Origin of the sequence: Thioalkalivibrio sp. ALgr3 (assembly GCF_000377325.1) — a bacterium.
Classification (GTDB): Bacteria; Pseudomonadota; Gammaproteobacteria; order Ectothiorhodospirales; family Ectothiorhodospiraceae; genus Thioalkalivibrio.
Genome location: NZ_KB897978.1, coordinates 227,905 through 249,533, shown reverse-complemented (window position 1 = coordinate 249,533; position 21,629 = coordinate 227,905). Strand labels below are relative to the sequence as shown.

The following is a 21,629-nucleotide window of genomic DNA, read 5'->3' as shown; positions in this document are numbered from 1 at the left end:
TTATCGCCAATCCGATGTCTGCCGTGAACCGACTCCCGCTCCCCTTCCGCCCGCTACACCGCTCCGTGCCGGGCCCGGGCCTGACGCGCCCGCTCATGGTACTGCTGGCGGCCGGCCTGATGGCCGCCTGCGCTGCACCGCAACCGGATCCCGCGCCGACACCGGACCCGGACCCCGAAATCCCGGCCGAGATCGAGCTGGCCCCGGAGCCGCTGGCCGAGCATCGGCTCGAGCGAATCGAGGCGTTGCCGGACGAGCAGGCCGAGCCGCAGGAATTGCGGGCCGCGGTCGACGCGGTGCTGGCACTGGACCCGGTCCCGGAACCGCTGCTGGAACGCGCGGAGGCGGCCTGGAACCGCCTGCCCGACGCGGAGCCACGCCCGCTTGCCGACCGCGTGCGCGGCGGCTGGCTGGCCTGGCACCGTGGGGAGGCCGACCTCGCGGCCGAGCGCCTGGGGGCTGACGATCCGGACGATCCGACACGCACCCCGGAATTCCATCGGCGCGGTATGGAGCTGCATGCCCGGCTGCTGGAATGGGAACAGCAATGGTATCAGGCCCTGAATGTGCGATTTCGGCTGGATTCGCTGCTGACCCTGGAACCCGATCTGCAGACCGCCAACCATGAGCGGATCTGGGGCCTGATGGCCGCCCTGCGCCCGACCCAGCGGGAACGACTCGGGCGCGAGAACATCGTCGGGGCCGATGGCTGGCACGAACTGTTTGGGGGACTGGGCCGGGCGGACGATGCCGCTGCAGCGGAAACGTTTGCCCGACGCTGGCAGCAAGCCTTCCCCCGGCATCCCGCGAACAGCCACCTCCCGGAGCTGCTCGCGGCGTCACCCGCCAGCGCGGACCCGGCCGGAGATGCGGTGGTCCTGCTGCCATTGTCGGGCAATCTGGCCGACCTGGGGGAGGCGGTTCTCGACGGCATCACCCGGGCTCATTACGCCGACGGCCAGGGGCAGCTGCGGGTGCGCGATACCCGCGGCGATCCACGCCAGGCCGTTGCCCTTTATCGCGATGCAGTACTCGAAGGTGCCGATCACATTATCGGCCCGCTGCAGCGCGATGCCGTCGCCGCGGTCGCCGACCTCGAGGATCATCGCCCCGGCGTGCTCCTCAACCGCACCGCCAACGCCCTGCCGCGCGGCGTAACCACACTGGCGCTGGATCCCGAGGCCGACGCCCGCGCCGTGGCCGACCGCGCGGCTCGCACCGGCTGGGGCGCCGGCCTCGGCATCATCGCCGAGGGGGCCTTCGGTGATCGCCTGGCATCCGCATGGTCACTGGCCGCCGAGGAACACGGGGCACCCCCACGGGAGGTGGCGCGAGTGGACACCCGTGCCGGGGACCTCAACGACCGCATCGCCGCCCACGTCGGTATTGATCGCAGTCGCGAGCGCATTGCGTCGGTGTCCCGCCGCCTCGGACTCGGCCTCGAAGGCGACCCGCAGATCCGCGCCGATGTCGGTTACATCTTCGTCGCGGGAAGCGCTGCCGACGTACGCCGCATCGCGCCGCATCTGCACTTCCACCAGGCCTCACGCCTGCCGATGATGTCCACACCACATGTCTATCCCGGTCGCCCCGACGCCTCGCGCGACCGCGATCTCAACGGGATCGCGTTCCCGGATGCGCCCGGGCTGTTCACTGAAATCGCCGCGCTGGGGAACACCGGAGCCGAGCCGCTGCGGGAACAATCCGGGCTGCCGCGCTTCTATGCCCTGGGCATGGACGCCCGGCGCCTGGCCGTACGCGCCGATACAAGCTACGCGGCCCCGCATACAACGCTCGTCGGTACCGCCGGCGAGTGGCAACTCAACCCGTTGACCGGTGACTGGCAGCGGACGCCGGCCTGGGCGCGGTTCGTCCGTGGTGAACCCCGGCGGCTGGATGCCGGAACTCCCTCCGACTGATGTTCCGTCCGGGAAAATCCGGCCAGCAGGCCGAACAACGCGCCGCGCGCTATCTCCAGGATCGCGGGCTGCGCCTCGTGGCCAGCAATGTCCGGCGTCCCTGGGGCGAGCTGGATCTGATTCTGCGCGAGGGGGACACCGTGGTCTTTGTCGAGGTCCGCATGCGCAGCAATCAGGATTACGGAGGCGGACTGGAGAGCGTCGACCGGCGCAAGCGCCGCAAGCTGGTGCGCATGGCGGAAACCTGGATGCTGGAGGAAGACTGGAACGGCCCGGCGCGCTTCGACGTGGTGGCGCTGGACGGTGATGGCGGCGTGGAATGGATCGTGGACGCGATCCGGGCGGACGACTCATGAGCGATCTGGCGCGCGAGATCGAACGCCTGCTGTCGCCGGAGGACCGCCTGCTGGACCCGGCGGACTGCTGGGCCTATGGCGCCGATAATTCGCGCCTGCACGCCGCGCCCGAAGCCGTGGCGTTCGCCCGCGACAGTCAGACCGTCGTCGAACTCGTCCGCCTGTGCCGGCGCCTCGGGGCGCCGCTGGTGGCGCGCGGCCGGGGCACGGGCACAACCGGCGCGGCGGTTCCCGACCGCGGAGGACTGGTGCTGTCCCTGGAGCGCATGAACCGCATCGTGGATGTGGATCCCGCGAATCGCTGGCTGATTGCCGAACCCGGGGTCACCAACGCCGAGATTCAGGCCGCGGCAGGCGAACACGGTTTCTTCTGGCCCCCCGACCCGACCAGTGCCGCGTATTGCACCCTGGGAGGGAATCTCGCCTACAACTCGGCCGGGCCGCACGCAGTGAAGTACGGAACGCCGCGCGACAATACGCTTGGTCTGGAGGCCGTCGCGGGCACCGGGGAACACTTTCGCACCGGCGTACGCACCACCAAGGGTGTGGTCGGCTACGACCTCACCCGCCTGCTGATCGGCTCGGAGGGAACTCTGGGGATCATCACCCAGGCGACCCTCAAGCTGACACCGCGCCCGGAGTGTACCCGCCTGCTGCAGGCGGTCTACCCGAGCATCGATGCGGCGGCCCGGGCAGTCGCAAGACTGATGGCGCGCGCGGAATCGCCTTCGGCGCTGGAGTTCATGGACCGCTCGGCGATCGGGATGATCCGCGGGTATGGCGGGGTAGAACTGCCGGAAGACGCCGGGGCCATCCTGATGATCGAGGCCGACGGTCCCGCCGAGATCATCGAGACCCGGACCGACGGGATCCGTGGGGCGGCCGCCGAAGGGGCCCTGAGCGTGGATGTCGCGGACACGCCGGAGGCAATGGAGCGTCTCTGGCAGGTACGCAAGGCCCTGTCACCGGCGCTGCGGACCATTGCCCCGAAGAAGATCAACGAAGATGTCGTGGTGCCGGTATCGCGGATCCCCGCCCTGATCGGCGGCCTGGAGGAACTGGCCGAGCGGCATGCCATCCGCATCGTCAATTTCGGCCACGCCGGCAACGGCAACATCCACGTGAATCTGCTGGTCAATCCGGACGATCCGGAAGAGATGCAACGGGCCGAAGTGTGTCTGGATGAAGTGTTCCGCCTCGTCCTGTCGCTCGACGGCAGCCTGTCGGGGGAACATGGTGTGGGACTGGTCAAGCGACCGTTCGTGGATCGCGAACTGGATCCGGCCGCACTGACGCTGATGGAAGGGGTGCGGGCGGTGTTCGATCCGGACGGAATCCTCAATCCGGGGAAGGCGCCGCCCGCGCCGTGACGCGCGTCCTTACTTGACCACGGTCAGGGACGGGCCGCCCTTGCGCCGGGGCGCCTCGTCGCCGCCCTCGCCGCCATCACCCGCGTCGTCGCCGTCATCCGGCGGTCCGTCTCCGGGACCGGGGTCCGGATCCGGCCCGGGCTCACTGCCGAACATCATCCCCTGACCGTTCTCGCGCGCGTAGATCGCCATCACCGCGGTCTGCGGCACGAAGACATCCATCGGACTGCCGGCGAACCGTGCCGAGAACGACACGTACTCGTCCCCCAGCTCCAGCCCCTGCACGGCCGTGGGGCCCACATTCAGGGTGATCTTGCCCTGCTCGACGAAGGCGTCCGGCACGACCGTGCCGTCGACCGTGGCATCCACCAGCAGGTGCGGTGTCATGCCGTTGTCGGTGATCCAGTCCCACAGGGCACGCAGCAGATAGGGGCGGGAAGAAGTCAAAGCCGCAGCTCCCGTTCGGCTTCGGTCAGGCTGATGGAGAAGGATTCGCGCCGGCACACCCGTTCGGCATAGTCCTGGATCGCCTGCGGCAGGCTTTCCAGTTCGATGCCCACGGCCGGCAACCGCCAGATGACCGGGGCGATGGCCGCATCCACGATACTGAACTCGTCACTCAGGAAGTACGGCTTGAGTTCAAAGATCTCGCCGGACGCGATGAAGCTCTCCTTGAGCACCTTGCGGGCCTTGCTGACCCCGGAACCCGAAGCCTTCGCGAGGTTGTCCAGTCCCTCGTACCAGTCGCGCTCGACGCGATAGAGCGCCAGACGCGCGGCCGCGCGCGAGACCGGATCCACCGGCATCAGTGGCGGATGCGGGAAGCGTTCGTCGAGATACTCGGTGATGACATGGGTCCCGTACAGGGCCAGATCCCGGTCCACCAGGGTGGGGACCTCGTTGTACGGGTTCAGGTCGGAGAGATCTTCGGGCATGTCGTCGGGCCCGAGATTGACCACGTCCACCGCGATGTCCTTCTCGGCGAGGATGATGCGCACCCGGTGACAGCGCACGCAGTCGTGTGCAGAAAACAGCGTCATAACGGAACGGCGGTTGGCGACCAGCGCCATGGCATTCTCCCTAGCCCGGCATGGGGTTCCGCCGGGTCGACGGTACAGGATGCCGGCGCACCCCGGTCTTCCGGGGCACGCCGACTACGGCTCGTCCCGCCTAGTGTACGTCCTTCCAGTATTCCTTTTTCAAGAAGTACGCCAGCACGGTAAAGAAGGCGAGGAAGATCATCACGAAGACCCCGATCCGCTGGCGCTCCAGCTGCACGGGTTCGCCGATGTACGACAGATAGGTGACGATGTCGCGCACCGCTCGATCGTATTCGGTCGGACTCATGCTGCCGCTCTCGACCAGTTCCAGGCGTTCGTTGCCATCCTCGTCCTCGACCAGCTCCTGCCAGCCCTGCTTGTGCCACAGGACATGCGGCATGCCGACATTACTGAAGATGGTGTTGTTGGCGCCCAGCGGACGGGACTCGTCACGGTAGAACGACTTGAGGAAGGTATACAGCCAGTCCTCGCCGTGGATGCGGGCGGTCAGGGTCAGATCCGGCGGGACAACGCCGAAGGCCTCTTCGGCATAGTCGTCTTCCATGGCGATCTCCATCAGCGAACCGACACCTACCGGCTCACCCTCTTCGTCGGTGACGAAGATGAAGTGCTCTTCCATGTGCTCTTCGGTCAGGCCGATGCCCTTGCCGACCCGGTTGTAACGCTCGTACTTGGTCGAGTGGCATCCCATGCAGTTGTCCGCGAACAGGCGGGCACCCCGCTGCAGCGCGTTCTGGTTGGAGATGTCCACGTTGGCCGACATCAGTTCGCTGGCGCCGGCGGTACCCGCCGGCCCCATGAACAGGGCCGCGAGGCCCACGAAGGTTGCAGCAATCAGCTTTTTCATCACGAAGTCACCCTTTGCGGAACGGCACGGTCACGGCCCAGACCACGTGCGAACACGGGGGCCACCATGGTCACGAACAGATAAACGGTCGGGATGAGCCAGCCCCACATGATCAGGGAGGCCTCGTCCGGATCGAAGCGGACCACGTCGTAGAACGTGTAGATCGCGACCAGCACCAGGAATGCCAGGATGCTGAAGCCGGCCGAACGCTCCCGCGACAGGAACCACAGCAGGAAGAAGAACAGGAAGTACACCTGAGCGAAGCGCAGGCTCATGTCGCTCACCGCGGTGGTGGCCTGCTGCAGGCCCAGCCAGCCGAGGATCACGAACGCAACCACGAACACCGCCAGGTTGAACTTGGCCGCGAACGAGCGATAGCGCATCGACTTGACGGGGTTCCGGTCCAGCCAGGGGATGACGAACAGGATCACCACCGCGGCCCCCATGGCCACCACGCCCAGGAACGGATCCGGCACGGAGCGCAGCACCGAGTACATCGACGTGAAGTACCAGACCGGCGGGATCAGGTCGGGGGTCACCAGCGGATCGGACGGGATGAAGTTGTCCGGCTTCAGGAAGTAGCCGCCACCCTCGGGGGCGAAGAACACGATGGCAAAGAAGACGATCAGGAACACGCCCACGCCCACGATGTCCTTCACCGTGTAGTACGGGTGGAACGGGATGCCGTCCTTCGGAATGCCGTTCTCGTCCTTGTGGGCCTTGATCTCGACGCCGTCGGGGTTGTTCGAACCCACCTCGTGCAGCGCGATGATGTGCGCGGCCACCAGCAGGATCAGCACCAGCGGAAGGGCCACCACGTGCAGCGCGAAGAAGCGGTTCAGCGTCGCGTCGGATAGCAGGAAGTCACCGCGAATCCAGGTCACCAGTTCCGGCCCGATGTACGGGATGGTCTGGAACAGGTTCACGATCACCTGCGCGCCCCAGTAGGACATCTGGCCCCACGGCAGCAGATAGCCGGCGAAGGCCTCGGCCATCAGCACGACGTAGATCAGCATGCCGAAGATCCAGATCAGCTCGCGCGGCTTCTTGTAGGAGCCGTACAGGAGCGCCCGGAACATGTGTAGATAGACCACGACGAAGAACATCGAGGCGCCGGTGGAATGCATGTAGCGGATGAGCCAGCCCCATTCCACGTCACGCATGATGTACTCGACGGACGAGAAGGCGAGCTCCGCGTCCGGCTTGTAGAACATGGTGAGGAAGATGCCGGTGACGATCTGGATGACCAGCACCAGCAGGGCCAGCGAGCCGAAGAAATACCAGAAGTTGAAGTTCTTCGGCGCGTAATACTTGGCCAGGTGGTCGTTCCACATCTGGGACAGGGGGAAGCGTGCGTCCACCCAGCCCAGGAAGCCGCCCTGGATCTTTTCGTCCGGATTACTGGCCATCAGACGGTCCCTCCTTCTTCGTCGTCTTCGCCCACCAGGATCACGTCGTCCGTGAGGTACTTGTACGGCGGGATCACGAGATTGGTGGCCGCCGGCATGTTGGAGTAGACGCGTCCGGCCATGTCGAAGCGGGAACCGTGGCAACCGCACAGCCAGCCGCCCTGCCAGGCGGCCCCCATCTCGGGATCACCGATTTCCGGACGATAGCTCGGCGAGCATCCCAGATGGGTGCAGATGCCGATCACGACGAGGAATTCGGGATCGATCGAACGGTGTTCGTTCTGGGCGTAAGGAGGCTGCTGCTCCTCGACTTCGGAGTGCGGGTCGCGCAGACGGTCCGTGATCTTGGACAGCCCTTCGATCATCTCGTCCGTGCGCCGGACCACCCAGATGGGCTGGCCGCGCCACTCGACGGAGATGCGCTGGCCCGGTTCGATCTCGCCGAGGGCGACCTCGACCGGAGCCCCGGCCGCCTGGGCGCGCGCACTCGGCTGCAGGGACGCCAGCATCGGTGCGGCTACTGCAGCCACACCGGCCCCGCCCACGACCGAAGTCGCGGCGACGAGGAACCGGCGACGGCCTCGATTTACGCCTTGGTTTGCCATGTTTGTCTCTCCAAACAACGTGTTGAAAGCGTGATGCGAGGATGCACCCGCCGGGCGCAGCCTGCTCGAAGGAGCCTTGTGGCTCTCTTGTTCGGACCCGACGGGCGGGCAGGAAAATCGTAATAGAATTCCCGAACACGCTAATAAGGTCAAGTACGACGCGGATCGTCGCGGCGTCGCAGGATCCGGGGCGCCCGCCGGCAGCAGACGGCTGCGGCCCGCGGCGCAGGGTATCAGGCCGGGTTGTCGAGATCGAGGAATTCGTGGGTCAGGTCGAACGTCCGCGCGCACCATTCGCCCAGCGCCCGCGGTCCGCCCCGCTCCGTCGCGTGGTGGCCGGCGGCCAGGTAGTGCACGCCCAGCTCGCGCGCCTCGTGCGTGGTCTGTTCGGAGATCTCGCCGCTGATGTAGGCATCGGCGCCCAGCTCGGCGGCGCGGGGCAGCAATGACTGGGCGCCCCCGCTGCACCAGGCCACCCGGCGCACGGGGCGTTCGCCGGCGGTGACCAGCAGGGGCTCGCGCCCGAGGGCGGTGGCGATGCGGCTGGCAAGCCCCGGGGCCGAGAGCGGCTCGTCCGGCGCGCCGACCAGGCCCACGCCGTCGTCGCGCAGCGTACCGTCGGCCACCAGCCCCAGGTCGCGTGCCAGGGAGGCGTTGTTGCCCACCTCCGGATGGGCATCCAGGGGCAGATGGTAGGCGACGAGGTTCATTCCGCTCTCCAGCAGGCGACGGATGCGTCGCTGCTTCATGCCGGTGATGACCTGCGGCTCGCCTTTCCAGAAATAGCCGTGATGCACCAGCAGGACATCGGCGCCGCGCTCGGCGGCGGCCTCGATGGTGGCAGCAGAGGCGGTCACGGCACTGACCACGTGGCGTACCTCGGCGCGGCCCTCGACCTGCAGGCCATTGGGACAGTAATCGGTAAACCGGGCAGGCTCGAGTTTGGCGTCGAGGCCCGCAAGCAGCTCGTCACGATGCATGGGAGGGACTCCGGTTCCGGCCGGGCCGACGACCCGGGCAAGGGGTTGGGACTGGGGGGTGCCAGGATCACATGATCCGCGCGGGCGGGCGTGCACATGGACCCGCGTTTCCTTAAGGAAACACTGGTCCATGTGCACGTTCGCGCTCGAGACGCTTTTGCGTGCGAACAAGGCGCGGCGACCGCCGTGCAGTCATTCTGCACAAGGAAGCCGCAACGCCGTGCGCGCGCAAAAGCGGCCGAGCCCCTTCGGGGTTGGCGCCCCGGGTTCCCCGATCCTGCGTTGCGCCGCTTGCGGGTAAGAACCACTACCCGCTGCACGACGCGCCTTGTCTCGGAAAACCCGGGGCACCAACGCGCACGTGCACATGGACCAGTGTTTCCTTAAGCTGCCCCATATGGTGAATTTTTCTCGCTTCTTCCTGCAAGCTGCGGCGACCGGCGTGCTGATCGCGGTGGCGATCGCGGTGTTCTTCCCGGACTGGCTCGGTACCGGCGAGGACGGCACGACGGTGGACCGGGTGGCAACGCCGGCCGAGGATGCCACAGCCGCGCCCGCTTCCTATGCGCCGGCCGTGGAACGCTCGGCCCCGGCCGTGGTGAACATCATGGCCTCGCGCACCGTGGAGCCGGACCCGGGCATGCTGCTGGAGGAATTCTTCGGCCGCCGGGTCCCGCCGCCCGGCGAACGCGAGGAATCCAGCCTGGGCTCGGGCGTGATCATGACCGGGCAGGGGCACATACTGACCAACCATCACGTGATCGAAGAAGCCGAGGCGATCGCGGTGGTCCTGCCCGATGGCCGGGCGCTGCCCGCGGAGATCATCGGGATCGATCCGGACACCGACCTGGCGGTGCTGCGGGTGGAGACCGAGGAGCCGCCGGTCGCCCCCCTCGGCCGGTCCAGCGATCTGCGGGTGGGCGATGTGGTCCTCGCCATCGGCAATCCCTTCGGGGTGGGCCAGACCGTGACCCAGGGCATCGTGTCGGCCACCGGCCGCAACCGTCTGGGCATCAACACCTTCGAGGATTTCATCCAGACCGATGCCGCCATCAATCCCGGCAATTCGGGCGGGGCGCTGATCAATGCGCACGGCGAGCTGGTGGGGATCAACACCGCGATCTTTTCCCGCTCCGGCGGTTCCCACGGGATCGGCTTTGCCATCCCGGCGGATCTGGCCCGTGACGTGATGACCCAGATCATCGAACAGGGCTATGTAACGCGCGGCTGGCTGGGGATCGAAGTCCAGTCCCTGAGCCCGGACCTCGCCCGTTCGTTCGGTGTCGACGATGCCCTGGGAGTACTGGTCGCCGGTGTGCTGCGCGAAGGACCCGCCGCACAGGCCGGCATCGAGCCCGGGGACGTGATCACTCACCTCAACGGTGACCGGGTGGAATCGCCGCGCGATGCCCTCGACATCATCGCCCGCACGGCGCCGGGCGAATCACTGGACATCCGCATCGAGCGCGCCGGCGACCGCCACGAGCTGGCAGCGGAAGTCGCCCAGCGCCCCATTTGACGCCGGCCGCCACCCTCTCCCGGGTGCCGCGGCCTCGGGGCCTCAGCTCTGCCCCAGCGCGGCCTCCAGCGCCTCGAGGAAACGGTCGTTGTCCTCCGGGCGGCCCACGGTGACCCGCAGGTGGTCGGCCAGCAGCGGATGCGCGCGACCCACGTCCTTGATCAGCACCCCGCGCTCGCGCAGCCCGGCGAACACCGCCGGCCCCTGCCCTTCGTGCACGCGGAACAGCACGAAATTCGCCTGCGAGGGCACCACCGAAGTGACCCCGCCCAGCGCCTCCAGGGCCTGCAGCAGACGCTCGCGCTCGGCCACGATCGCCCGCGCCTGACCATCCAGCACATCGCGGTGATCGAGGGCAAAGCGGACGCTGCGCTGCGTCAGGGTGTTGATATTGTAGGGCAGACGCAGCCGGTCCAGCGCATCGATCCAGGCAGGCTCCGCCGCCAGATAACCCAGCCGGGTACCCGCCAGGCCGAGCTTGGATACCGTCCGCATCACCAGCAGGCCCGCGGTACTCCCGGCCTGTGGCATGAAGCTGTGACCCGCGAACGGCGCGTAGGCCTCGTCCACCACCGTGATGCCGGGATTGGCTTCGATCACCGTCTGCACCGTCGCGGGGTCTTCCAGACGGCCGGTCGGATTGTTGGGATGGGCCAGGAACACGATCGCCGGCTGCTCCTCGCGGATCGCTGCCAGCAGGGCCTCCAGGTCCAGGGAGAAATCGGGCCGCAGGGATACGCCCCGGAAGGGCACGCCCAGCGCGCGCGCCAGCACGCCGTACATCACGAATCCGGGCTCCGGCGCGATCACCGGCCGCCCGCTTCCGGCCACCGCCTGGATCAGGATCTGGATCAACTCGTCGGAGCCGTTCCCGAACATCAGGCCGGCGCCCTCGGGCACCGACTCGGCCGCGCGCAGGCGTGCCGCGAGCCCCCGGGCCGCGGCATCCGGGTAGCGATTGAGCTCGGGCTCGCGCAGGGCTTCCAGCCAGGCGGCCTCCAGCTCGCCCGGCCAGGGCCAGGGGTTCTCCATCGCGTCCAGCTTGAGCAGCCCTGTGGCGTCCGCCACCGCGTAGGCCGGCTGCGCCAGGACCTCCGGGCGCATCAGATCTTCCGGCCGGTCGTGGCGGCCCGCGCTCACGATTCCCGCCGCAGTTCCGCGGAGCGTGCGTGCGCGGTCAGCCCCTCGCCATGGGCCAGCTCCGCAGCGGTGCGACCCAGCCGCGCCGCGCCTTCGGGCGAACACTGAATGATGCTGGAGCGTTTCTGGAAGTCGTAGACCCCCAGCGGGGACGAGAAACGGGCGGTGCGCGAAGTCGGCAGGACGTGGTTGGGCCCGGCGCAGTAGTCGCCCAGGGCCTCGGAGGTGTGCCGGCCCATGAACACCGCGCCGGCGTGCCGCAGTCCGGCGTCCAGCGCCGCCTGCGGGTCGGCCAGCGACAGCTCCAGGTGTTCGGGGGCGACCCGGTTGGCCACCGCAACGGCATCGTCCAGGTCGCGCGCGGCGATCAGCGCGCCGCGGTCCTGCAGACTCGTGCGAATGATGTCGGCCCGCGGCATGTCCGCCAGCAGGCGGTCCATCGCCTCGTTCACCCGATCGAGAAAGGCATGGTCCCAGGACACCAGGATCGCCTGGGCCTGTTCGTCGTGCTCCGCCTGCGAGAACAGGTCGGCCGCGATCCACTCGGGGTCGGTCTCGCCATCGCAGACCACCAGGATCTCCGACGGACCGGCGATCATGTCGATCCCCACGGTGCCGAAGACCTCGCGCTTGGCCGCGGCGACGAAGATGTTGCCGGGGCCGACGATCTTGTCCACCGCCGGGATGGTGGCGGTTCCGAACGCGAGCGCCCCGACGGCCTGGGCACCGCCCACGGTGAACACCCGGTCCACCCCGGCGACCGCAGCAGCTGCCAGGACCAGATCATTCAGCTCGCCGTCCGGCGCCGGCACCACCATGATCAGCTGCTCGACCCCCGCGACCCGCGCCGGCACCGCATTCATCAGCACCGAGGACGGGTAGGCGGCCTTGCCGCCCGGCACATACAGCCCCACCGAGTCCAGCGGCGTCACCCGCTGCCCCAGCACCGTGCCGTCGGCGTCGGTGAACTGCCAGTCCTGCATCGACTGGTGTCGGGCGTATTCGCCGATGCGTTCGGCGGCCGTCTCCAGCGCCTCGCGCTGCGCAGCGGGTATCGCCTCCAGCGCCGCCTGCAGGCGTTGCTGCGGCACTTCCAGCCCGGCGACCGAGTCGCGCTCCAGGCGGTCGAAGCGCTCGGTGTAACGCAGCACCGCGGCGTCCCCCTCGGCCTTCACCGCGTCGAGGATCTCGCGCACCGCGTCGCGCACCCCGGCCTCCTCGCCCGACTCCCAGGCGAGCAGGCGCTCCAGCTCGGTTACGAATCCGGTCTCCCGCGTATCGAGTCGCTTGATCGAAGGCATGGCGTGTCCTCGTGCCCGGGCGTCAGGCCGGGGTGTTGTGCTTGCGGCGCGCGCGCACGGCTTCCGCCAGCCCGCGCAGGGTGGCCTCGGAGTCATCCCAGCCCATGCAGGCGTCGGTAATGCTCTGGCCATAGTTCAGCGGCTGCCCCGGGAGGATATCCTGGCGCCCGCCGAGGAGATGGCTTTCCAGCATCACCCCGATGATCCGCCGATCCCCCCCGGCGATCTGCTCGCCCAGCACCCGCGCGACCTCCATCTGCTGCGCCGGGTCCTTGCGCGAGTTGGCATGGCTGCAGTCCACCATCACCTGTTCGGGCAGCTCGGCCATCTGCAGCTCCCGGCACGCCTGGTCGATGCTTTCGGCATCGTAGTTGGGCTGTTTGCCACCGCGCAGGATGATGTGACAGTCGTCGTTGCCGGTGGTGGAGAAGATCGCCGAGCGCCCGGCCTTGGTCACCGACAGGAAGTGGTGCGGCCGCGACGCCGACCGGATAGCGTCGATCGCCACCCGCAGACTGCCGTCGGTGGAGTTCTTGAAGCCCACCGGGCACGACAGCCCGGAGGCCAGCTCGCGATGCACCTGGCTCTCGGTGGTGCGGGCGCCGATCGCGCCCCAGGCGACCAGGTCGGCAATGTACTGCGGGCTGATCAGGTCGAGGTACTCGGTGGCCGCCGGCATGCCCTTGACCGCGAGATCGCGCAGCAGGCCGCGCGCGACCCGCAGGCCCTTGTTGATGTGGAAGCTGCCATCCAGATCCGGATCGTTGATCAGGCCCTTCCACCCCACCGTAGTGCGCGGTTTCTCGAAATACACCCGCATCACGATGTTCAGCGCATCGGAGAGCTCGTCACGCAGAGGCTTGAGGCGGTCGGCATAGTCCAGCGCGGCATCCACGTCGTGGATCGAGCAGGGGCCCACGATCACCTGCAGGCGGTCGTCCTCGCCATGCAGGATCCGATGGCAGGCCTGGCGGGCCTCGTACACCGTGTCGGATGCCGCATCGGTGATCGGCAGTTCGTCGCGCACGGTGTCCGGGGCGGACACCTCCTGGATGTCACGGATCCTGAGGTCGTCGGTATCGGCGGTCATGGCAGTCTCGGTTACGTCGTCGCGGGCGTCACGGCCTCGCGCAGGTTCTCAATGAGATTTTGAATCAGTCCATGTCTCATCTTCATGGCTGCCTGATTCACGATCAACCGGGAACTGATGGGGGTAATCTCCTCCAGCGGCTCCAGGCCGTTGGCGCGCAGCGTATTGCCGGTATCCACCAGATCCACGATGTAGTCGGCCAGCCCTACCAGCGGCGCGAGTTCCATCGAGCCATACAGCTTGACGATCTCCACCTGGCGCCCCTGGCTGGCGAAATAGTTGCGCGTGATGTTCACGAACTTGGTCGCGATGCGCAGGCGCGTGCCCGGGTCCGGCTGCTGCCCCGGGTGGCCCGCCAGCATCATGCGGCAGCGGGCGATGCCCAGGTCGAGCGGCTCGTACAGCCCGGCGGCCCCGTGCTCCATCAGCACGTCCTTGCCGGCCACTCCCACCGCGGCGGCACCGTGCTGCACGTAGGTCGGCACGTCGGTGGTCCGCACCACCACGATCTTCACGTCCTCGCGGGTGGTGTCGAGGATCAGCTTGCGCGTCCTGTCCGGATCCTCCAGCGGCTCGATCCCCGCCTGTGCCAGCAGCGGCAGGGTGTCCTCGAGGATACGGCCCTTGGACAGGGCAATGGTCAGGGTGTTGGCGTCCATCATGTCAGGCAGGCTCCCGGCGAATCGTTGCGCCGATCTGGCTCAGTTTTTCCTCGATGCATTCATAACCGCGATCGATATGGTAGATACGTTCCACGGCGGTCTCGCCCTCGGCGACCAGACCGGCAAGGATCAGGCTGGCCGAGGCGCGCAGGTCGGTGGCCATCACCGGCGCACCGACCAGCTGTTCCACGCCCTCGACGATCGCGGTGTTCCCCTCGATGGTGATCCGGGCGCCCATGCGCTGCAGTTCCAGCGCATGCATGAAGCGGTTCTCGAACACCGTCTCCACCACCGAACCGGTCCCCTCGGCGACCGTGTTCATGGCCATCATCTGCGCCTGCATGTCGGTCGGGAATGCGGGAAACGGCGCGGTCCGCAGATTCACCGCCCGCGGGCGACGCCCCCGCATGTCCAGATCAATCCAGTCCGGACCGGTCTCCACCCGGGCGCCCGCCTCGTCCAGCTTGGCCAGCACCGCGTCGAGCAGCTCCGGCCGGGTGTTGCGGGTGCGCACATGCCCCCGGGTCATCGCGGCCCCGACCAGGAAGGTCCCGGTCTCGATGCGATCGGGCATCACGTCGTAATCGCAGCCATGCAGGCGCTCCACGCCCTCGACCCGGATGGTGTCGGTCCCGGCACCGCGGATCTTCGCTCCCATCGCGGTCAGGCAGTCGGCCAGGTCCACCACCTCCGGCTCGCGGGCGGCATTTTCGATCAGCGTCTCGCCCTCGGCCAGGGTCGCCGCCATCAGCAGATTCTCGGTGCCGGTAACGGTGACCTGGTCGAACACCACCCGCGCGCCCTGCAGGCGTCCGGCCCGCGCATGGATGTAGCCACCATCGACATCGATCTCGGCGCCCAGCGCCTCCAGCCCGCGCAGATGCAGATTCACCGGCCGCGAACCGATCGCGCAGCCCCCGGGCAGGGACACCTCGGCCTCGCCGAAGCGCGCCAGCAGCGGCCCCAGCACCAGGATGGACGCACGCATCGTCTTGACCAGATCGTAGGGCGCAACGCACTGGGTCAGGGTGGCGGGATCCACCTCGATGCGCATGCGCTCGTTCACCGTCAGGCTCACGCCCATGCGCCCCAGCAGCTCCATGGTGGTGGTCACGTCCTGCAGGTGCGGCACGTTGCCGATCACCATGGGGCTGTCGGCCAGCAGCGTCGCCGACAGGATGGGGAGTACCGCGTTCTTGGCGCCGGAGACCCAGACCTGACCGTCCAGGGGCTCGCCGCCGGTGATGATGAGCTTGTCCATGTATTGCCCGGTTCGCACGCCGGGCCAGGAGCGGACCGGCAAAACCCGCAATGATAACGAAACTGCGTCGCCGGCGCGCGGCGCCCCGCCCCGGGCCGGTCAGTGGCAGCCGGGCGGATCCGCCGCCTTCGCCGCGGATTCACTGATCACGCCCCGCAGGTCGTACAGTTCCAGCAGGGGCGCCAGCCGTGCGGGCACCGGCTCGAACACCAGGAAATGCCCCCGGTGCCGGGCCTGGCGCCACAGGGTCACCAGAAACGCCAGACCGGCACTGTCGATGCGCCCGGTGTCGTCCAGCGCCACCCGGGCATGTTCGGGCAGGCCCTGCCACAGCGGCCGCACCTGGCGTTCCAGCCCCGGCACGGTCACGAAGGTCAGATGACCGCGCAGCACCAGGCCCGCGTCATCGGCGGTAATCCGGGCGTCGCTCACCGGTCCTCCGCAGCGCCGGTCTCCTCGGCCACGTCGTCCACCGCCTCCTCGATCAGCTCCTCGTCGCCATCCTCCAGGCGCACGATCAGCTCCTCGAGCCCGTTGCGGGAGATCTCGTCACCGAAGCGGCTGCGGAAATTGCCCACGAAGGACAGCCCCTCGGCCTCCACATCGAACACCTTCCATTCGCCATCGACCGGACGCAGGCGGTAATTGACCTGCAGATTGGACTGCCCGGACCCCATCACGATCTCGCTGGCCACCACCGCCATGCGGTCGTCCTCGCGCGAGCGCCGTTCGATGATGCGCACTTCCTTGTCCAGGTGATCCGCCAGCTGCACCCCGTAGACCTGCAGCAGGGTCGTGGTGAAGGCCTCGGTGAAGCGGCTGCGCTGCTCGTCGGACGCATCGCGCCAGTGCCGCGCCAGTACCAGCCGTGCCATGCCGTCCACGTCGACATGCGGCAGCACACGCTCGCGCAGCACCTCGATCACGAATTCGGGCTCTTCCTGCGCGCGCTCCTGGTTCTCGCGCAGGACCTCGTACACCTCGTTCACCGAGCGCTCCATCATCTGCACCGGGCTTTCGGCCTGAGCGGCCGGGGCCAGCGTCGCCAGCAGCAGGGCTGCCGCGGCCAGCCATGCCGGCGCGGTACGCGGGGAACGAACAAAATTCGGCAAAAAACGCATGACACACTCCCTCGGGATTGGGTGGCCGGGATGACTCAGTCATCCCCCATGTTGGTCATGAACCGGCCGATCAGGTTCTCGAGGACCACGGCCGACTGGGTGAACAGGATCCGATCACCGTCCTGCAGGGTATCGTAGTCGCCACCCGGCTCCAGCGCGACGTACTGCTCGCCCAGCAGGCCCGCGGTATGAATGCTCGCCTGGGTATCCGCAGGCAGGTAGTCGTGTTCCGAACGGATCGCCAGGGTCACCTTCGCCTCGAAGGCCTCGGGGTCGTAGCGGATGTCGGCCACGCGGCCGACCCGCACCCCGGAGATGTTCACCGGCGCGCGCACCTTCAGCCCGCCCACGTTGGAGAAGTAGGCGGTTACCTCGTAGGTGTCGCCGTCGCGATATTCGGTGATGTTGCTGACCTGCACCGCCAGATAGAACAGCGCCGCCACGCCCAGGAGCACGAACACCCCGACGGCCAGTTCGACGAAACGCATCTTCATGATTGCTTCTCCACTTCTCAGTCCCCGCCGAACATCAGGCCGGTCAGGATGAAATCGAGCCCCAGCACGGCCAGCGAGGAGACCACCACCGTCTGCGTGGTCGCGCGCGAGATACCCTCCGAGGTCGGCGAGGCGTCCACGCCCTGGAACACCGCGATCCAGGTGACCACGAAGCCGAACACGATGCTCTTGATGACCCCGGAGAGGACATCCTCGTTCCAGTCGGTCACCGCCTGCATCTGCGAGAAGTAGGCCCCGCTGTCCACGCCCAGCAGCCCGACCCCGACGATGTAACCGCCCATCACGCCCACCGCGCTGAACATCGCGGCGAGCAGCGGCATGGACAGGAAGCCGGCAACGAAGCGCGGTGCGAACACCCGGCGGTAGGGATTCACCGCCATCATCTCCATCGCCGAGAGCTGCTCGGTGGTCTTCATCAGGCCCAGTTCGGCGGTCAGCGCGGAGCCGGCGCGTCCGGCGAACAGCAGCGCGGTCACCACCGGCCCCAGTTCGCGCACCAGTGACAGCGCGACCACCCCGCCCAGGGCCTCGGCGGCGCCGAAGTCCACCAGGGTGATATAGCCCTGATAGCCCAGCACCATGCCCACGAACAGCCCCGAGACCACCACGATCAGCAGCGAGCGCACGCCCACCGAATAGACCTGCCACACGGTCAGGCCGAAGCGCCGCACCACCGCATCCAGCGCGGCGAAGGTCCGCAGCAGGAACATCGAGGCCCGCCCCAGCACCGCCAGGGCATTCAGGCTGAAGCGCCCGACCGACGCGATCGCGTCAATCATGGTCACGCCCTCCCGCGTCCAGCAGATCGTCCTGATACGAGATCCCGGGGTAATGGAACGGCACCGGACCATCCGGCCGGCCTTCCAGGAACTGGGCGGACCAGTCGGAGGCCCGCGCCTGCAGCGCATCCGGCGGGCCGGCGTCCACCGCGCGTCCCTCGGCGATCAGCACCACGTGATCGGAGATGCTCATGGCCTCGTTCACGTCGTGCGACACCAGCACGCTGGTGAGCCCGAGGCTGTGGTTGGTGCGCCGGATCAGGGTCACGATCTGGCCCATGGTGATGGGATCGAGACCGGTGAACGGCTCGTCGTACATGATCAGTTCCGGATCCAGCGCCAGCGCCCGCGCCAGCGCCACGCGCCGGGCCATGCCGCCGGACAGCTCGGCCGGGTCCATGTCGCGCGCCGCGCGCAGGCCGACCGCCTCCAGCTTCATCAGCACCAGGGTACGCAGGATATCCTCGGGCAGATCGGTGTGCTCGCGCAGCGGGAAGGCCACATTCTCGAACACCGACAGGTCGGTCAGCAGGGCCCCGGTCTGGAACAGCAGTCCCATGCGCTTGCGCACCGCGTACAGACGGCGTGTGGACAGCCGCCCGATCTCCTCGCCGTCGACCAGGATGCGTCCCGCATCCGGACGCAGCTGGCCGCCGATCAGCCGCAGCAGCGTAGTCTTGCCACTGCCGCTGGGGCCCATCACGGTGGTCACGCGCCCGCGCGGCACCTCCAGCGAAAGCCCGTCAAACACGGGCTTCCGGCCACGGCGGAAATGCAGGTCCTCCACCACGATGTGCGGCGTTTCGGCGGATGCGGACTGGCTCACATTCGAGTCTCCCGGGATGCGGGCGCGGCGTCCCTTGCGGCGCGGCGCAGGCATGGACGCCGGAGTCTGGCCCCGGCCGCACGGTGCGTCAAACCAGGGTGAATCACGTCAACAGTTTCGCGATGGTGCGCACATCGTCGAGCACACCCGGCGAGGCCTCGAGGAACACCGGCACCGCCCCGGCGGGGCTGCATCCGGCCAGTGCCTCCACCAGCACGCGCCAGCCGGCGGGATCCGGCTCGCCCGCAGGACGCAGACGCCAGAGCCCCGGCCCCTCGCCGGCATGGAGCTGCGGGTACCAGATCGCCTCGTCCACCCCGGGCAACCCCACGGATTCGCCCGGACCTGTCGCCTGCAGGCGTTCCAGGCCTGCGCCCCGCAGCCCGGCAACCGCCGCCTCGACGGCCGCCCCCGGCTCGAACGCCACACCCTCGAGACGCTCGCCGAGGGTCGCGGCGAGACGGGCCAGAGCGGCGGCCCCCGCCTCCGCGGGCACGTCCGCGGGCCAGCTGACGGTCACGCGCAGGTTGGGCGGCACCGCGTCGTCCCAGTCCCCGAACGGGGCGGAGAGCGCCCCGTCGGTCCCCAGCACCCCGGGCACGAACACCCGCGAACGAAAATGGCCAAGATAGGCCAGCTGCCAGTCCAGCGGCAGACTGGCCGGGAAATACCCGTCCCAGGCCGGCGTACCCGGCCGCGCGACCGCGGCCGGCTGAAGCTGCACGCGCCCCCCTTCGGTTGCCGCGTCCGATGGATCTCCTGCCGTCATGTCCCTCCCCCGTTGCGACTTGCCAGCACCCCGGTGGCGCGGCACAGTTTCCCGATGCACTTCGACCTCTTCCACGAGATCTCGGTCCCCGAATTCCTCGGTATCGACGAACACCGCGCGATCGAGGACACCCTGGCACTGTGGGATCTCGCCGACACCCTCGGATTCAACACCGCGTGGCTGGTGGAACACCACCTGATGCCGGAATTCTCGCATTCCACCGCGCCGGATCTGGTGCTCGCCGCGGCCAGCCAGCGCACCCGGAACCTGCGCCTGGGCCTGGGGGTCGTGCCCCTGCCCTATCACCACCCGCTGCGGGTCGCGCAGCGCGTCGGCATGCTCGACCAGCTCTCCGGGGGACGCCTGGAGCTGGGCATCGGCCGCGGCTTCTCGCCGCCGGAATATGCCACATTCGGCGCCGAGATGAGCGAGGGCCGCGCCCGTGTGGATGCCGGACTGGATGCCCTGCGCCAGGCCTTCGCCACCGGCCGCATCACCCAGCACGGGCCCTTCCACCACCTCGACGACGTCCCGGTGATGCCGGCAACGCTGCAGGACCCGCACCCGCCGCTGTGGACCGCCGCGGTCAGTCCCGAGTCGTTCACCTGGGCAGCCGAACAGGGCATCGGTGCGCTGGCCGGCCCGTTCAAGCCGTGGCAGATGATCCGCGAGGACATCCGCCTGTATCGCGAGGGCTGGGCCCATGCCGCCGGCGACACCCCGCACCCGCCCCGGGTCGGCATGACCCTCGGCGTGCTGTGCCTGCCGGACGGCAAGCGTGCCCGACGCGAGGCCAAGCCCGCGTTCGAATGGTTCTACCGCAACATGTTCCGGCAGACCCTGCCGGTGCTGGAACGTCTGATCGAGGGCTACGACTACTACCGCTCGCTGGGCCGCTTCCGCCACCTGGTCAAGGCCGGGATCAATCTGAAGATCCTCGACATGCTGGGCATGACGCTGGTCGGCACCCCCGAGGAATGCCGCGAGCGCATCGAGGCCCTGCGCGAGTCGGGCGTGGACCACCTGCTGCTGGCCTTCGGCGCCGGGGCCGTGCCGCGCGAACTGGCGGAGGAGTCCATGCGCTGCTTCGCCGAAGAGGTCATGCCGGAATTCCTCGATGGCCCCGCCCCGACCGGATAACCGCATGCGTGTTGCCGTCACCGGTGCGGCGGGTCGCATCGGCCGGGTCCTGCTGCCCGAACTGCTGCACACCCCGGAGGTGGAGCGGATCATTGCCCTGGATCGCGAACCGGCGGACTTCCCCGGGGCCGCGACCCTGCCGGCGGACCGCTACGACCTGCGCCAGAAGGATCTGGCGCAACTGACGCCCGAAGACCTCGCCGGGACCGATACCCTGGTGCACCTGGCCTTCCAGCTGATGGGCGGGCACGGCGGACGCCGGCGCCACGACCGCGACTGGGTTCGCCGGCAGAACGTGGACCTGTCGCGGTCGGTCTTCGCGGCCGCCGCGCAGGCCGGTGTGCGCCATGTGGTGTTCCTCTCCAGCGCCGCGGTCTACGGCCCGTGGCCGGACTCGCCCGTCCCCCTGAGCGAGGACCAGCCGCCCCGCCCGCGCTTCCCCTATGCCGAGGACAAGGTCGCCACCGAACAGGCCCTGGAGGCTCTGGACCGCGAGCATCCGGAGCTGGTGACCACCGTGCTGCGGCCGCCCGCGGTGGTCGGGCCACATGCCCAGCCGCTGCTGCAGCGGATCGCCCGCAGCCGCCTTCACCCCGCCGGGATCGACGCACCGGTGCAGATCCTGTGGGAGGAGGACGCCGCGCGGGCAATCGCCGCCGCAGTCACCCGCCGTGCCCCGGGCTGCTTCAACCTGGGCACCGAACCGGTGTGGTCGCTGCGCGCCATGGCCCGTCACGGTCGGCGCCTGACCCTGCCGGTGCCCGCCGGCCTCATCCGCAGACTGCACCCGCTGGCCTGGCGCCTGAGCGCGCGCGCCGGCGACCCGGGCTGGGTGCGCGGGCTCGACGGCCCGCTGGTCCTGGACTGCACGCGCGCACGCCGGGAACTCGACTGGCAACCCCGGGTCACGACCCCGGAGTGCCTCGAGCGCCTGCGGGTCGGCAATCGATAGGGGGCGA

At 68.5% G+C, this 21,629-nt stretch carries 23 protein-coding genes; 6 read left to right on the top strand and 17 right to left on the bottom strand.

Annotation, left to right across the window (positions count from 1 at the left end; translation table 11 throughout):
• Nucleotides 1-95 precede the first annotated feature (95 nt).
• The 3 genes from C998_RS0105505 to C998_RS0105495 are packed head-to-tail and all read left to right on the top strand — an operon-like array spanning nucleotide 96 to nucleotide 3,645.
• The gene (locus tag C998_RS0105505; protein WP_018869863.1) at nucleotides 96-1,919 is read left to right on the top strand and encodes a penicillin-binding protein activator; all 1,824 of its coding nucleotides are present in this window, start codon (nucleotides 96-98) and stop codon (nucleotides 1,917-1,919) included.
• Nucleotides 1,919-2,275, top strand: coding sequence for a YraN family protein (locus C998_RS0105500; RefSeq protein ID WP_018869862.1), 357 nt, complete (start codon nucleotides 1,919-1,921; stop codon nucleotides 2,273-2,275). Before C998_RS0105505 ends, C998_RS0105500 begins: the two co-directional genes overlap by 1 nt.
• The gene (locus C998_RS0105495; RefSeq protein ID WP_018869861.1) at nucleotides 2,272-3,645 is read left to right on the top strand and encodes an FAD-binding oxidoreductase; all 1,374 of its coding nucleotides are present in this window, start codon (nucleotides 2,272-2,274) and stop codon (nucleotides 3,643-3,645) included. Before C998_RS0105500 ends, C998_RS0105495 begins: the two co-directional genes overlap by 4 nt.
• A 9-nt stretch (nucleotides 3,646-3,654) precedes the next feature.
• Here the strand turns inward: C998_RS0105495 and C998_RS0105490 are convergent, their stop codons facing one another.
• The 6 genes from C998_RS0105490 to C998_RS0105465 all read right to left on the bottom strand — a co-directional run bounded on the left by C998_RS0105490 (nucleotide 3,655) and on the right by C998_RS0105465 (nucleotide 8,547).
• On the bottom strand, nucleotides 3,655-4,092 hold the full coding sequence (locus C998_RS0105490) for a ClpXP protease specificity-enhancing factor (RefSeq protein WP_018869860.1): 438 nt from the start codon (nucleotides 4,090-4,092) through the stop codon (nucleotides 3,655-3,657).
• The gene (locus C998_RS0105485) at nucleotides 4,089-4,715 is read right to left on the bottom strand and encodes a glutathione S-transferase N-terminal domain-containing protein (protein ID WP_018869859.1); all 627 of its coding nucleotides are present in this window, start codon (nucleotides 4,713-4,715) and stop codon (nucleotides 4,089-4,091) included. Before C998_RS0105485 ends, C998_RS0105490 begins: the two co-directional genes overlap by 4 nt.
• 100 nt (nucleotides 4,716-4,815) lie before the next feature.
• Nucleotides 4,816-5,553, bottom strand: coding sequence for a cytochrome c1 (locus C998_RS0105480; protein WP_018869858.1), 738 nt, complete (start codon nucleotides 5,551-5,553; stop codon nucleotides 4,816-4,818).
• On the bottom strand, nucleotides 5,553-6,962 hold the full coding sequence (locus tag C998_RS0105475) for a cytochrome bc complex cytochrome b subunit (protein ID WP_018869857.1): 1,410 nt from the start codon (nucleotides 6,960-6,962) through the stop codon (nucleotides 5,553-5,555). The genes C998_RS0105480 and C998_RS0105475 overlap by 1 nt, the downstream gene beginning before the upstream one ends.
• Nucleotides 6,962-7,567 carry a ubiquinol-cytochrome c reductase iron-sulfur subunit gene (gene petA, locus C998_RS0105470; protein WP_026279485.1) on the bottom strand — a complete coding sequence of 202 codons (606 nt, stop codon included), beginning with the start codon at nucleotides 7,565-7,567 and terminating at the stop codon, nucleotides 6,962-6,964. Before petA ends, C998_RS0105475 begins: the two co-directional genes overlap by 1 nt.
• 233 nt (nucleotides 7,568-7,800) lie before the next feature.
• On the bottom strand, nucleotides 7,801-8,547 hold the full coding sequence (locus C998_RS0105465; protein ID WP_018869855.1) for a Nif3-like dinuclear metal center hexameric protein: 747 nt from the start codon (nucleotides 8,545-8,547) through the stop codon (nucleotides 7,801-7,803).
• Nucleotides 8,548-8,944: 397 nt separating this feature from the next.
• Here C998_RS0105465 and C998_RS0105460 point away from each other — a divergent pair, with 397 nt between their 5' ends.
• Nucleotides 8,945-10,066 (top strand): trypsin-like peptidase domain-containing protein, encoded by a 1,122-nt coding sequence (locus C998_RS0105460; protein WP_018869854.1) that lies wholly within the window; start codon nucleotides 8,945-8,947, stop codon nucleotides 10,064-10,066.
• A 42-nt stretch (nucleotides 10,067-10,108) separates the two neighbouring features.
• Here the strand turns inward: C998_RS0105460 and hisC are convergent, their stop codons facing one another.
• From hisC to C998_RS0105405, 11 genes are all read right to left on the bottom strand, one after another.
• Nucleotides 10,109-11,170, bottom strand: a complete 1,062-nt coding sequence (gene hisC, locus C998_RS0105455; protein WP_051076721.1) for a histidinol-phosphate transaminase — start codon at nucleotides 11,168-11,170, stop codon at nucleotides 10,109-10,111.
• A gap of 32 nt (nucleotides 11,171-11,202) precedes the next feature.
• Nucleotides 11,203-12,507 carry a histidinol dehydrogenase gene (hisD, locus tag C998_RS0105450; protein ID WP_018869852.1) on the bottom strand — a complete coding sequence of 435 codons (1,305 nt, stop codon included), beginning with the start codon at nucleotides 12,505-12,507 and terminating at the stop codon, nucleotides 11,203-11,205.
• A gap of 22 nt (nucleotides 12,508-12,529) precedes the next feature.
• Complete coding sequence (locus C998_RS0105445) at nucleotides 12,530-13,597, bottom strand: 3-deoxy-7-phosphoheptulonate synthase (protein WP_018869851.1); 1,068 nt, start codon at nucleotides 13,595-13,597, stop codon at nucleotides 12,530-12,532.
• 11 nt (nucleotides 13,598-13,608) lie between these two features.
• Entirely contained in the window at nucleotides 13,609-14,259 is a 651-nt protein-coding gene (gene hisG, locus C998_RS0105440) for an ATP phosphoribosyltransferase (protein WP_018869850.1), read from the bottom strand.
• Between the two features lies 1 nt (nucleotide 14,260).
• Nucleotides 14,261-15,520 carry a UDP-N-acetylglucosamine 1-carboxyvinyltransferase gene (gene murA / locus C998_RS0105435; RefSeq protein ID WP_018869849.1) on the bottom strand — a complete coding sequence of 420 codons (1,260 nt, stop codon included), beginning with the start codon at nucleotides 15,518-15,520 and terminating at the stop codon, nucleotides 14,261-14,263.
• A 99-nt stretch (nucleotides 15,521-15,619) separates the two neighbouring features.
• Nucleotides 15,620-15,952 carry a lipid asymmetry maintenance protein MlaB gene (locus C998_RS0105430; RefSeq protein ID WP_018869848.1) on the bottom strand — a complete coding sequence of 111 codons (333 nt, stop codon included), beginning with the start codon at nucleotides 15,950-15,952 and terminating at the stop codon, nucleotides 15,620-15,622.
• Complete coding sequence (locus C998_RS0105425; RefSeq protein WP_018869847.1) at nucleotides 15,949-16,641, bottom strand: phospholipid-binding protein MlaC; 693 nt, start codon at nucleotides 16,639-16,641, stop codon at nucleotides 15,949-15,951. The genes C998_RS0105430 and C998_RS0105425 overlap by 4 nt, the downstream gene beginning before the upstream one ends.
• 35 nt (nucleotides 16,642-16,676) lie before the next feature.
• Nucleotides 16,677-17,135: an outer membrane lipid asymmetry maintenance protein MlaD gene (mlaD, locus tag C998_RS0105420; protein ID WP_018869846.1), complete on the bottom strand. Its 459-nt coding sequence runs from the start codon at nucleotides 17,133-17,135 to the stop codon at nucleotides 16,677-16,679.
• A 17-nt stretch (nucleotides 17,136-17,152) separates the two neighbouring features.
• On the bottom strand, nucleotides 17,153-17,935 hold the full coding sequence (gene mlaE, locus C998_RS0105415) for a lipid asymmetry maintenance ABC transporter permease subunit MlaE (protein ID WP_018869845.1): 783 nt from the start codon (nucleotides 17,933-17,935) through the stop codon (nucleotides 17,153-17,155).
• Nucleotides 17,928-18,761, bottom strand: a complete 834-nt coding sequence (locus tag C998_RS0105410; protein ID WP_018869844.1) for an ABC transporter ATP-binding protein — start codon at nucleotides 18,759-18,761, stop codon at nucleotides 17,928-17,930. Before C998_RS0105410 ends, mlaE begins: the two co-directional genes overlap by 8 nt.
• Nucleotides 18,762-18,864: 103 nt before the next feature.
• The gene (locus tag C998_RS0105405) at nucleotides 18,865-19,485 is read right to left on the bottom strand and encodes a hypothetical protein (protein ID WP_018869843.1); all 621 of its coding nucleotides are present in this window, start codon (nucleotides 19,483-19,485) and stop codon (nucleotides 18,865-18,867) included.
• 99 nt (nucleotides 19,486-19,584) lie between these two features.
• Between C998_RS0105405 and C998_RS0105400 the strand changes: the two genes are divergently transcribed.
• Together C998_RS0105400 and C998_RS0105395 are read left to right on the top strand one after the other, a co-directional pair.
• Nucleotides 19,585-20,670, top strand: a complete 1,086-nt coding sequence (locus tag C998_RS0105400; RefSeq protein WP_026279484.1) for an LLM class flavin-dependent oxidoreductase — start codon at nucleotides 19,585-19,587, stop codon at nucleotides 20,668-20,670.
• Between the two features lie 4 nt (nucleotides 20,671-20,674).
• Nucleotides 20,675-21,622 (top strand): NAD-dependent epimerase/dehydratase family protein, encoded by a 948-nt coding sequence (locus C998_RS0105395; RefSeq protein WP_026279483.1) that lies wholly within the window; start codon nucleotides 20,675-20,677, stop codon nucleotides 21,620-21,622.
• Nucleotides 21,623-21,629 lie beyond the last annotated feature (7 nt).

What these genes read in the sequence shown, in the direction of transcription:
- C998_RS0105505 (WP_018869863.1), top strand. Translation starts at nt 96, where the DNA reads ATGGTACTGCTGGCGGCCGGCCTGATGGCCGCCTGCGCTGCACCGCAA.
- C998_RS0105500 (WP_018869862.1), top strand. Translation starts at nt 1,919, where the DNA reads ATGTTCCGTCCGGGAAAATCCGGCCAGCAGGCCGAACAACGCGCCGCG.
- C998_RS0105495 (WP_018869861.1), top strand. Translation starts at nt 2,272, where the DNA reads ATGAGCGATCTGGCGCGCGAGATCGAACGCCTGCTGTCGCCGGAGGAC.
- C998_RS0105485 (WP_018869859.1), bottom strand. Translation starts at nt 4,715, where the DNA reads ATGGCGCTGGTCGCCAACCGCCGTTCCGTTATGACGCTGTTTTCTGCA.
- C998_RS0105480 (WP_018869858.1), bottom strand. Translation starts at nt 5,553, where the DNA reads ATGAAAAAGCTGATTGCTGCAACCTTCGTGGGCCTCGCGGCCCTGTTC.
- C998_RS0105475 (WP_018869857.1), bottom strand. Translation starts at nt 6,962, where the DNA reads ATGGCCAGTAATCCGGACGAAAAGATCCAGGGCGGCTTCCTGGGCTGG.
- petA (WP_026279485.1), bottom strand. Translation starts at nt 7,567, where the DNA reads ATGGCAAACCAAGGCGTAAATCGAGGCCGTCGCCGGTTCCTCGTCGCC.
- C998_RS0105465 (WP_018869855.1), bottom strand. Translation starts at nt 8,547, where the DNA reads ATGCATCGTGACGAGCTGCTTGCGGGCCTCGACGCCAAACTCGAGCCT.
- C998_RS0105460 (WP_018869854.1), top strand. Translation starts at nt 8,945, where the DNA reads ATGGTGAATTTTTCTCGCTTCTTCCTGCAAGCTGCGGCGACCGGCGTG.
- hisC (WP_051076721.1), bottom strand. Translation starts at nt 11,170, where the DNA reads ATGCGCCCGGAGGTCCTGGCGCAGCCGGCCTACGCGGTGGCGGACGCC.
- hisD (WP_018869852.1), bottom strand. Translation starts at nt 12,507, where the DNA reads ATGCCTTCGATCAAGCGACTCGATACGCGGGAGACCGGATTCGTAACC.
- C998_RS0105445 (WP_018869851.1), bottom strand. Translation starts at nt 13,597, where the DNA reads ATGACCGCCGATACCGACGACCTCAGGATCCGTGACATCCAGGAGGTG.
- hisG (WP_018869850.1), bottom strand. Translation starts at nt 14,259, where the DNA reads ATGATGGACGCCAACACCCTGACCATTGCCCTGTCCAAGGGCCGTATC.
- murA (WP_018869849.1), bottom strand. Translation starts at nt 15,520, where the DNA reads ATGGACAAGCTCATCATCACCGGCGGCGAGCCCCTGGACGGTCAGGTC.
- C998_RS0105425 (WP_018869847.1), bottom strand. Translation starts at nt 16,641, where the DNA reads ATGCGTTTTTTGCCGAATTTTGTTCGTTCCCCGCGTACCGCGCCGGCA.
- mlaD (WP_018869846.1), bottom strand. Translation starts at nt 17,135, where the DNA reads ATGAAGATGCGTTTCGTCGAACTGGCCGTCGGGGTGTTCGTGCTCCTG.
- mlaE (WP_018869845.1), bottom strand. Translation starts at nt 17,935, where the DNA reads ATGATTGACGCGATCGCGTCGGTCGGGCGCTTCAGCCTGAATGCCCTG.
- C998_RS0105400 (WP_026279484.1), top strand. Translation starts at nt 19,585, where the DNA reads ATGCACTTCGACCTCTTCCACGAGATCTCGGTCCCCGAATTCCTCGGT.
- C998_RS0105395 (WP_026279483.1), top strand. Translation starts at nt 20,675, where the DNA reads ATGCGTGTTGCCGTCACCGGTGCGGCGGGTCGCATCGGCCGGGTCCTG.